The sequence below is a fragment of the Nocardia sp. NPDC002869 genome (genome assembly GCF_046764065.1).
Classification (GTDB): Bacteria; Actinomycetota; Actinomycetes; order Mycobacteriales; family Mycobacteriaceae; genus Nocardia; species Nocardia rhamnosiphila.
Map to the genome: position 1 here is coordinate 1 of NZ_JBKOOL010000199.1, position 9,360 is coordinate 9,360.

The following is a 9,360-nucleotide window of genomic DNA, read 5'->3' on the forward strand; positions in this document are numbered from 1 at the left end:
CGCCGGAGCCGGCGACGCGGCCGCCGAGATCAGCGACTATCTGCGCGATCTGGCCGCGCGGCGGCGCCGGGAACCGCGCGACGACCTGCTGTCGGCCCTGGCCGTCCCGGCCGCCGACGGCGCGCGTGTGGACGACGACGAACTGATCACCATGGCGGCCCTGCTGTTTGCCGCGGGGTTCGAGACCACCACCGGGTTACTCGCCAACGGCCTGGTCGCGCTGCTCGAACACCCGGACCAGGCGGTATACTGCACGGCCTGACCGCCCTACCCGTCACCGCCGGACCACGGTCCCGCTGAAATACCGCCCCGAGCCGGAAGCGGCCGCTCGTGCGGGTCGCCGGCTATCCGGACCGCTCGGGTCCGGCCGCCCGGCCGACAGTGTGCAGGTGTCCGAGGGCCTGGGCATAGGAATCGAACAGGCCCGTCTCGCAGTAGGGCACGCTGATCTCCGCGCAGTATTTCGCGACGATCGGCCGGGCCCGCCGCAGGTTCGGCCGGGGCATGGAGGGGAACAGATGGTGTTCGATCTGGTAGTTGAGGCCACCGAAGGCGGTATCGATCACGACTCCGCCGCGGACGTTGCGGGAGGTGAGGACCTGGCGGCGCAGATAGTCCGTCGTATCGCCGGCCGGGAGTACCGCCATACCCTTGTGGTTGGGCGCGAACGTGGTTCCCATGTAGAGCCCGAACAGACCCTGCTGCACGGCGATGAAGCCGAGTGCGTGCAGTGGTGGGAGCACCAGGAAGACGACGGTGAGGTAGCCCACGGCGTGCGCGGCCAGTAGCGCGGCCTCTAAGCCGCGCCGGGGGATATCGCGCCGCACGATCGCCCGGACACTCGAGAAGTGCAGGCTGAGGCCCTCCAGGAGCAGCATCGGGAAGAAGAGCCAACCCTGGTAGCGGAAGATCACCCGGCGCAGGCCGCGGCCGGCGCGCGCCCGGACACTCGAATGCGCCAGCACACCCATGATGTCGGGATCGGCGTCCTCGGTATTGGGATGCGCGTGGTGACGGTTGTGGTTGCTCGTCCACCAGCCGATGCTCACGCCGATGGCGAGATTGCCGAAAATCGTGCCGAGCAGATAGTCCGCCCGCCGGCTGCCGGCGATCTGCCGGTGCCCCGCGTCGTGGCCGAGAAAGGCGAACTGAGCGAAGAGCGCGGCGAGGAAGGCGGCCGTGGCCAGCTGCCACCACGAGTCGCCGATCAGGACGAACGCGGTCCATCCGGCGGCCAGTGCCAGCAGTGCGGCCCCGCCCTTCCAGAGGTAGTACCGGGGGCGCCGGTCCAGCAGACCCGCGTCGCGCACCTGCCGCAGCAGCACCGCGTAGTCGCTGTGGCGTGCGGTGCGGGCCGGGGTCTCGGAAGGCGCGGCGGCCTCGATCCGGTCGACAGGAACATCATGTGTGGCGGCGTTCGCCGTCATTTCCTCACCGATCTGTGCACGGGTGTCGCTTCACCGGCCGACGGATCGGCATCACGCGCGCCCGCCGTCCTTGCCGACTTTCGCGTTCACCCTACCCGCGTCCCGAGCGCTCGGGCGCCCGGGACGCCCGATCGGGCGAGCGTGCGCGGCCCGGGTGGAGGAGGCATCTCCGGGACAATCCCCGATGGGGAGACGAGCCGAGGTGCCGATCGATGGCGGCTCGCACGGAGTCCACCGCGGAATTCTGTGGCGTCGGAGAAGTTCACCGAGATCTGCTGCGGGGTAACCTCTTCTGAGGTGGATCGACCACTCGGGGAGGTATCGTGCTTTTCCTATCTGCTGCTTCGGCAGTTCTCGTCGGCCTCGTGCTGACCGACCTCTTCGGATTCGGGGTGGGCGGCTGGTTCTTCGCGCTCGGGGTGGTGCTGGCCGTCACGGCCGCGGTGCGCAGGTTCCGGCAGGGCCGGGCTCCGCTGCGTGCCGCCCGCCGACGGGGTGCCACCGGTGCGGCCGCGGCGGGCGGCTGGTACATCGGAAGCGGGGGCGGCGGTGGGGACAGCGGCTGCGGTGGGGGTGGTGGCTGTGGTGGCGGGGGTGGTGGCTGTGGTGGCGGGGGCTAGCCAGGTCGGCTCCGGGTCGGCGAAAACTAGAACCTGTTCTTGCTAAGCGGGCTCGGTTGCCCAATGCTGGGGCGATGGATATCGGGATCGCACTACCCACCATGTGCCGCGGCTACGACCGGGCGGCCACCGTCGATTGGTGCCGGCTCGCCGAGCAGGGGCCCGTCGCCAGTATCTCGTGCGGCGAGCGGATGACCTTCCACAATCAGGAGATGTGGACGACCCTCGCCGCGGCCGCCGCGGTCACCGAACGGGTGCGGATCTTCGCGAATCTGTCGGTGCTGCCGGCCCATCCGGCGGCGTTGGTCGCCAAACAGGCCGCGACGATCGATGTGCTGTCCGCGGGACGCTTCGCTCTCGGCGTGGGCGTCGGGGGCCGTGGCGACGACTATCGCAGTCTCGGTGCGGGATTCGAGCGCCGCCACGATCGGCTGGATCGCGCGGTCGCCGAATTGCGCGCGCTGTGGGCCGGGGTACCGGCCGTCGCCGGAGGTGATCCGCTCGGGCCGCCCTGCGTGCAGCCCGGCGGCCCGCCCGTGCTCGCCGGCGCCCTCGGCCCGAGATCGCTCGCGCGCGCCGCCCGGTGGGCCGACGGCGTCGTGGCGTTCAGCGTGGGCGGGGTGCCCGCCGAGATCCGCTGGTCCGCCGAGGCCGCGCGTCGCGCCTGGGCCGAGGCGGGCCGGGACGCGCCGCGCCTGGTGAGCGGGTGTTTCTACGCGCTCGGTGTGCCCGGGCCCGAGGAGGTTCTGCGCGATTTCACCGCGGAGTACCTGGGTTTCCTCGGTGGCGAGGCGGCCGCGGGAGCGGCTTCCTCGATGAAGACCTACGACGCCGCGGCGCTACACCGCACGCTGGACGCCGCCGAGGAAGCCGGGCTGGACGAGTTCATCCTGGTCCCGAGTGCGGTTCCGCTCACCGTCCTGGAGGAGACGCTGGAACTGATCGCGTCCCGCTGACGGGGAGGGTGATCAGCCCTCGGGATACCCCGTTCGAACTCGGGTGTGTGGCGGAAGTCTTCGGTACGCCGCGCGAGGGGCTGCCCGGCCGTTATGACTTCCTGGTCTGTACCGAATATCCGGGCGAGGTCACGACCACCGCCGGGTACACGATGCGGGTGCCGGCGGGCCTCGGGGCCCTGGCGACCGCGGATACGGTCGTGATCCCCGGCTGGCTGCCGTTCACCGCGGAGATGTCACCCGCCGTGCTGGAGGCGTTGCGCGCGGCCGCCGCGCGGGGAGCGCGGCTGGTGTCGATCTGCACCGGCGCGTTCGCTCTGGCACAGACCGGCCTGCTCGACGGCCGGACCGCGACGACCCACTGGGCGCGCACCGGCGAACTGCGTGCTCGCTTCCCCCGGGTGCAGGTGGACCCCGGTGTGCTGTATGTGGACCACGGGGATATCGCCACCAGCGCGGGGGCGGGCGCCGGTATCGATCTGTGCCTGCATCTGGTGCGCAGCGATCACGGCGCGTTGTATGCGTCCGAACTCGCCCGGCACATGGTCATGCCACCGCACCGGGAGGGCGGGCAGGCCCAGTTCGTCCCGGCGCCGGTCACCCCGCACGCCACCGGTGAGTCCGTCGCCGCTCTGCTGCACTGGAGCATCGCCCACCTCGATCGGCCCCTCACACTGTCCGATCTGGCCGGCCGGGCGGGGGTCTCGCCGCGCACCCTGGCCCGCCGATTCGAAGATCAACTCGGTACCAGCCCGGGGCGCTGGCTGCTGACCCAGCGGGTCACCGCGGCGCGCCGGCTGCTCGAGGAGACCGATCTGCCCGTCGAGGCGATCGCCGCCCGGGTCGGGCTGACCTCCGCCACCAATCTGCGGCGCCGGTTCCACACGCTGCTCGGCACCACCCCCGCGGCCTACCGGCGCGCGTTCCGCGGCAGGCCGACCGGCCGCTCCCACGGGTGGGAGGGCGGCTCGCGGCGGCGGCTGGGCTAGGCTCGGGGCGCGCCCGGCAGGGCGGCTCGCCCGAACACCGCTGTTCCGGATCTATCGCATATGGCCGGTTTCACGGCTCAGTCGTCCGCCGAGTGAAAGCGAAACAGGTATGTCCAGCCAGCGGCCGGTGCGGTCGAGATACCTCATCCTCGTCTTCGCGACCGTGTTCCTGGTCGATGTGGCCGCGCTGGCCGGTGGGGGGCGCGCCGCGGCGTCCGAGCTGGATACTGCCTGCGGCACAGCGTTGTCGGCCGCGGAACTCACCGAGATCGTCGAACTGTCCGATACGTCCGCGAATTACGACGAGAACTCCGGTTCGTCGCTGGACCGGCTGGAACGGGCGGTCGAACGGAATCGGCGGATCACCGAGATCCTGGTGGCGCACCGGGATCGGCGTGGACTGCTCGCTCTGGGACTCGACGCGGTCGAACAGGCCGCGGTGATGCCGTTGCAACGCGATCCGGCCGCCTTCGACGACCCGGAATGGGCGCATCGCATCAGTCTCGATCTGCTGCTGCGGTTTCTGCGCACTGTGCACGCAGAATTCACCGGCGCGCCCGGCGAACCCCAGTGGAACCACTATTTCCGGCTTGCCCACCGCTGCGAACTGTCGCCGGCCCGAGTCGCGATGGCGGGCTACAACGCCCACCTCACCGTTGACCTGTCCAATGCCGTCGCCGCCACCCGTGCCACTGCGGCCAACGCGCCCGACCACTTCCGGATCGTCGACGCGATCGCGAGTCACGGGTCGCTGATCGTCGATCTCACCCGCGAACTCTACGGCGGCGATCTCGGCCCGCTGTGGCGGTTCTACTTCCTCGGGGAGGGGCTCGATGCCGTACTGGGCGCGGGCGTGGCCTCCGGACCGCTGTTACGGCTGGCCGATCTGGGCGCGAATGTGGTGATCTTCGGCAACGGTCTGGCGCTGCAGGATCCGGCGGCCGAACCCGCGGTGCGCGCGGAGATGGATGTGTTGTGGCGCAGCGCCGACGCCGCGTTCGAGGTGCTCGCCGCGAACAGCGCGTTGTGAACAATCGTGCCGCGCGCACCATTCGGTGCACGCGGCACGGAGCAGGGCCGGGAGCGGGGAGCTCCGGGTGGGTCAGGTGCCGACTTCGTCGAGCCGTCCGGTGGCGACATCGAAGACGAAACCGCGCAGCGACGAGGTCTTGGTGATGAACGGACTGGTTTCGATTCGCCGGAGCGACTGCCGCACATCCTCGTTCAGATCGGAGAAGGCCTCGGCCGACCAGGTGGGTTTGATACCCGTCTCGTCTTGGATGCCGCGTTTGAAATCGTCATCGGTGAAGGTGAGCATTCCGCAATCGGTGTGGTGGATCAGGATGATCTCGGTGGTGCCCAGCAGCCGCTGGCTGATCGCCAGCGAGCGGATCTCGTCATCGGTCACCACCCCGCCCGCGTTGCGGATGACATGCGCCTCGCCCTCCCGTAGACCCAGGATCCGGTAGACGTCCAGCCGGGCGTCCATGCAGGCGACCACCGCGACGTGCTTGCTGGGCGGCAGGGGGAGCGGACCGCTGAACTGTTCCGCGTAGCGCGCGTTGTTGGCCAGGTAGTCATCGGTCACCGTCATAGGTACCGACCTCCGTTCGTCGACGTCTCGATATGCGAATGTCCGCATTCACATTCCCAAGCTGTCGTCCGCGATCACGACCGATAGAACCGGGCAGAGTCCAACCCTGGCGTGTCGCGAACTGTCCGGGTCGCGCCGAGCGCGGTGAGTTCCCACAGTACGTGGCCACCGCCGCCGCATCCGGTCACCGCGCCGCGTGCCCGCCGGGACATGTGCGCGGGGAACGGCGTCGCGAATCGAGGTGCCCGGCGGTTGTGCGCGCCACGCCCGACTCTCCTCCACCGCGGAGGCGGATCCGAGTTCGCGCCCGGCGCGGCGCTGCGCGGCCGACAGGATCGGCATGATGACCAGGCTCGCGGCGGCCAGCCCGATACCGATCGGGGAGTGCTGGGCTTCACCGAGCCCGAACGGCGCCCGGATCGAGTCCACGGTGACGTAGGCCGCGAGAGCGAAGAAGGACAAGGCGATGATCCGCAGCGCAACCTTCTCCCGCGCCTGTGGATCGTGGCCGGCGAACTGCCACGCCACCGCCGCTGCGGAGGACACCTCGATCACCGAGTCCCGGCCGAACCCGATCAACGCGGTCGAAGAAACGCGGGCGCCTTCGGATAGCGCGATCACGGCCTCGACGACGTTGTAGGTGGTGGTCGCGGCGACGAACCAGCGGATCCTTCGCGCCGGCACCGCATGCCGCTGCGCCGGGGGCCCGGAGACCGCGACGGCCGGGGGAAACGAGGGCATGCCCAGCGGCGCCGACATCAGCAGCAACCCTCGGATTCGGAATCCGGGCAGCACGCCGGATCCACGGCCGGCACCAGGCTCAGCAGATCGGCCAGGGCCGCGGCGATACGCGGGTCGGCGAGCTCGTAGCGGCTGCGCCGGCCTTCGGGGACCGCGACCACCAGACCGCAGCCGCGCAGGCACGCGAGATGGTTCGACAGGATCTGGCGGGTCACCCCGATCTGCTCGGCCAGCTCCGCCGGATACCCGGGCGCGGTGCGCAGGCTCAGCAGGATCTTGGTGCGGGTGCTGTCGGACAGGGCGTGCCCGAAGCGGGCCAGGGCGTCGGTGTGAACAGCGGCCTCCATACCCAAACAGTACATCAGAATCTGTATTCAGAAAACGATGAACCATCAAGGTCGCCCGGCGGGCAACACCGGGATCGAGCCCCGGCCCGGTCGAAAGCATGTCTCGAAACCAAGGGTTCGAGACGCGCCCCGTCACGCCGAATTGTTAGGGGCCGTAGCAGTCCGTTCGGTCCCGGATGTCTGTATCAAACCGCGAGCTCGGCTCGTGGCCCGCGCCTGCTGTTCGGCGAGTTTGTGGTGTAGTTCGTCCGCTGCTGCCCGTAATCTCTCATGATCAGCCTGGCTTCGCGACGCCGACTTCTGCAAGCAACCACCACAACCCGAGGCAATGAACATGCGCATGCACCCCAACTTTTACGCCGTTGACCATCGCGGTCCCGGACGGCTGAGCATCATGGCCAAGCCGCGCGGCGGAGAGTGGCTCGAAGACGAGATGACCGCTCTGAAGGCCTCCGGCGTCGACCACTTGGTCTGCGCGCTCACCGCCGCTGAACTCTACGAGTGTGACCTCGGAACCGAAGAGTGCACAGCACGCGAGGCGGGCCTGCAGTTCGTTTCCATCCCGATCGTCGACCGCGGAGTCCCCGACCAGGCGAGTGTGCTGCCGACCCTGCGGCACCTCGCAGCGGAACTGAACGACGGCGCACACGTGCTCACCCACTGCCGCTTCGGCATCGGCCGCGCATCGCTGCTTGCCGCCGCGCTCCTCGTCCTGAACGGCACCGACCCCGACACGGCATGGAACCGACTCGAACAAGCCCGCGGACTCACCGTCCCTGACACCCCCGATCAACGCGAATGGACCAACGAACTGCCCCGACGGCCCCTGTCCTGACCTCCGGCCTCAGATCCCACCACACCCCTTGGAGTCACTCATCTAGTACATCGCTATCGATCAGGCCGATCGTCATCACAATGGACTGAAGAACCTCCCTGTTCATGACACACGCGGACAGGAACCTCCAGGTAATATGAGTCTTATAACTCAATCCCTAAATCATCGTTCCTTAAACGGTGTCTGTGAGTTTGGAGACTTTTCGTGCCACAGGATGACGAGCAGATGGACGACCTCGGTCGTTTTTCGTTCCGCACCGCGGGACAGCTGCGGCTGCTCGGCGAGCGCATGACCGCACTGTCGATGCAGCCGGACGGGTACGCCCCGGCCGACCTGGCCAAGCTCGCCGATGTATCGCAGGGCATGGCACTGCGCTGCGCGATGAGCACCGGGAACACGGCTCTGCTCAACGAGCTGTCCGGCCGGAACTTCCGCGAGCTCGGTGGCGATATCGGCGATCTGCTGTGACCCGCTACGGGTACGCGCGGGTTTCGACCCGCGATCAGTCCACCGACCATCAGACCGATGCTCTGCTCGCCGCCGGCGTTGCCGAGGAGAACCTGTTCATCGAGAAGATCAGCGGCAAGCTGTCGTCCCGGCCGCAGCTCGATGCGCTGGTGGACATACTGAACCCCGGAGACCAGGTGGTGGTCACCCGGTTGCGGCGTATCGGCCGTAGCCACGCGCACCTGCTCGACCTGATGCGCTACTTCGGGGACAACAGGATCGACTTCGTGGTGCTGGAGCAGGGCATCGATACCTCCACCCCCGGTGGGCGGCTGATCTTTCATTTCCTCGCTGCCGTGGCCGAGTACGACCGCGAACTCATCGTCGAGGGCACCGAAGACGGTTTGGCCGCCGCGAAAGCCCGCGGTCGGGTCGGCGGCCGGCCCCGTGCTCTGTCGCAGCTGCAGCTCGACCAGGCCCAGCGTATGTACGACGAGGACAAACTCACCGTGGACCAGATCGCGGCGACCCTCGAGGTCGCCCGGTCCACCCTCTACCGAGAACTGGGCGCCTACAAAGGCGACTGCGCCCTGGTCGTCTACCGGAACAGCAAGACCAAGGTCGATCCCGACACCAATCGCCGTTACGGTGAAACCGGGCAGTCCGAGGCGGTGCAGCTCGACGCCGACCGGAAGTGGTGGCCGATCGCCTCGACACGGCGGCGGAAGCTCAAGGCCGTCGTCTACGTCGTCGATGGTGTGGTGGCCCGTGTCCGCGGTGTCAGTCCCGGCGGGCAGTGGCGCACCGACGACCGCGGTTACGCCGACGTCCCGCTCACCGCGCCGCTGACCGATATTCAGATCGCCGAGCAACTGCCGACGCTCGGCCTGCGACTGGGCGACGAGCGACACCACGTCAAGGGCAAACTCCGCGAATACGTCCGGCTGTGAAAAGGCGCAGTGCCGGGTGGACTGCGCGTGCCGGCGTGTGGTTTCCGCCGGTTGACCGGGGTAAGCAGTGTCCAGTCGGAGTGGGCGCGAGGTGCTCGCGGAGCGGGAGGAGGAGCCAGGCGCGGATCCGCCGGCCCGACCACACGGGTGGGCGCGGACTGCTGCTGGTCGCGCAGCTGGCGACCCGGTGGGGAACCGACTGTCGCGCCGGCGAGAAAACCGTGTGGGCCGAACTCGACCCGCCCGGCGGTATCTGACCTACCGGTGACCGCCACCCGGCGGCCGGGCGTCTTTCGCGGCCCGAGGCGGCCGGTTGCGCTCAATCCTGCTGGGTGAGCTCGGCGTTGATTTCCAAGGCCTCGGCGAGTTGGTCTTCGAGGATGATGATCCGGCATGCCGCTTCCAGGGGGGTGCCGTGGTCGATGAGTTCGCGGGCGCGGGCGGCGATGCGCAG

Annotated in this window: 12 protein-coding genes and 1 pseudogene; 8 read left to right on the forward strand and 5 right to left on the reverse strand. The window is 68.9% G+C overall.

Annotated features, from left to right (window positions below; all coding sequences use genetic code 11):
* Positions 1 to 262 (forward strand): cytochrome P450 (locus tag ACLML9_RS25665; protein ID WP_411947923.1); only part of this gene is annotated, 262 nt, incomplete at its 5' end.
* A gap of 82 nt (positions 263 to 344) precedes the next feature.
* Here the strand turns inward: ACLML9_RS25665 and ACLML9_RS25670 are convergent.
* Positions 345 to 1,427 (reverse strand): fatty acid desaturase family protein, encoded by a 1,083-nt coding sequence (locus ACLML9_RS25670; protein ID WP_411947924.1) that lies wholly within the window; start codon positions 1,425 to 1,427, stop codon positions 345 to 347.
* A gap of 323 nt (positions 1,428 to 1,750) precedes the next feature.
* Here ACLML9_RS25670 and ACLML9_RS25675 point away from each other — a divergent pair, with 323 nt between their 5' ends.
* The 4 genes from ACLML9_RS25675 to ACLML9_RS25690 all read left to right on the forward strand — a co-directional run bounded on the left by ACLML9_RS25675 (position 1,751) and on the right by ACLML9_RS25690 (position 5,022).
* A complete protein-coding gene (locus tag ACLML9_RS25675; RefSeq protein ID WP_411947925.1) occupies positions 1,751 to 2,047 on the forward strand; it encodes a hypothetical protein in 297 nt (98 codons plus the stop codon).
* A 74-nt stretch (positions 2,048 to 2,121) separates the two neighbouring features.
* Positions 2,122 to 3,003: an LLM class flavin-dependent oxidoreductase gene (locus ACLML9_RS25680; protein ID WP_411947926.1), complete on the forward strand. Its 882-nt coding sequence runs from the start codon at positions 2,122 to 2,124 to the stop codon at positions 3,001 to 3,003.
* 47 nt (positions 3,004 to 3,050) lie between these two features.
* Positions 3,051 to 3,992 carry a GlxA family transcriptional regulator gene (locus ACLML9_RS25685; protein WP_411947927.1) on the forward strand — a complete coding sequence of 314 codons (942 nt, stop codon included), beginning with the start codon at positions 3,051 to 3,053 and terminating at the stop codon, positions 3,990 to 3,992.
* 109 nt (positions 3,993 to 4,101) lie between these two features.
* Positions 4,102 to 5,022 (forward strand): DUF5995 family protein, encoded by a 921-nt coding sequence (locus ACLML9_RS25690; protein WP_411947928.1) that lies wholly within the window; start codon positions 4,102 to 4,104, stop codon positions 5,020 to 5,022.
* 72 nt (positions 5,023 to 5,094) lie between these two features.
* On the opposite strand, the gene ACLML9_RS25695 is transcribed toward ACLML9_RS25690, so the two are convergent.
* Genes ACLML9_RS25695 through ACLML9_RS25705 form a run of 3 tightly spaced genes read right to left on the reverse strand, consistent with a single transcriptional unit; the run spans position 5,095 to position 6,674 of the window.
* Positions 5,095 to 5,586, reverse strand: a complete 492-nt coding sequence (locus tag ACLML9_RS25695) for a beta-class carbonic anhydrase (RefSeq protein ID WP_411947929.1) — start codon at positions 5,584 to 5,586, stop codon at positions 5,095 to 5,097.
* Positions 5,587 to 5,634: 48 nt separating this feature from the next.
* Entirely contained in the window at positions 5,635 to 6,345 is a 711-nt protein-coding gene (locus tag ACLML9_RS25700; protein ID WP_411947930.1) for a hypothetical protein, read from the reverse strand.
* Positions 6,345 to 6,674 carry an ArsR/SmtB family transcription factor gene (locus ACLML9_RS25705; protein ID WP_411947931.1) on the reverse strand — a complete coding sequence of 110 codons (330 nt, stop codon included), beginning with the start codon at positions 6,672 to 6,674 and terminating at the stop codon, positions 6,345 to 6,347. The genes ACLML9_RS25700 and ACLML9_RS25705 overlap by 1 nt, the downstream gene beginning before the upstream one ends.
* A gap of 328 nt (positions 6,675 to 7,002) precedes the next feature.
* Here ACLML9_RS25705 and ACLML9_RS25710 point away from each other — a divergent pair, with 328 nt between their 5' ends.
* The 3 genes from ACLML9_RS25710 to ACLML9_RS25720 all read left to right on the forward strand — a co-directional run bounded on the left by ACLML9_RS25710 (position 7,003) and on the right by ACLML9_RS25720 (position 8,906).
* Complete coding sequence (locus ACLML9_RS25710) at positions 7,003 to 7,509, forward strand: hypothetical protein (protein ID WP_411947932.1); 507 nt, start codon at positions 7,003 to 7,005, stop codon at positions 7,507 to 7,509.
* A 204-nt stretch (positions 7,510 to 7,713) separates the two neighbouring features.
* Positions 7,714 to 7,977, forward strand: coding sequence for a hypothetical protein (locus ACLML9_RS25715; protein WP_411947933.1), 264 nt, complete (start codon positions 7,714 to 7,716; stop codon positions 7,975 to 7,977).
* Positions 7,974 to 8,906 (forward strand): recombinase family protein, encoded by a 933-nt coding sequence (locus tag ACLML9_RS25720; protein ID WP_411947934.1) that lies wholly within the window; start codon positions 7,974 to 7,976, stop codon positions 8,904 to 8,906. The genes ACLML9_RS25715 and ACLML9_RS25720 overlap by 4 nt, the downstream gene beginning before the upstream one ends.
* 319 nt (positions 8,907 to 9,225) lie before the next feature.
* On the opposite strand, the pseudogene ACLML9_RS25725 reads toward ACLML9_RS25720, so the two are convergent.
* Positions 9,226 to 9,360, reverse strand: a pseudogene (locus ACLML9_RS25725) (MerR family DNA-binding transcriptional regulator); the annotation flags it as partial.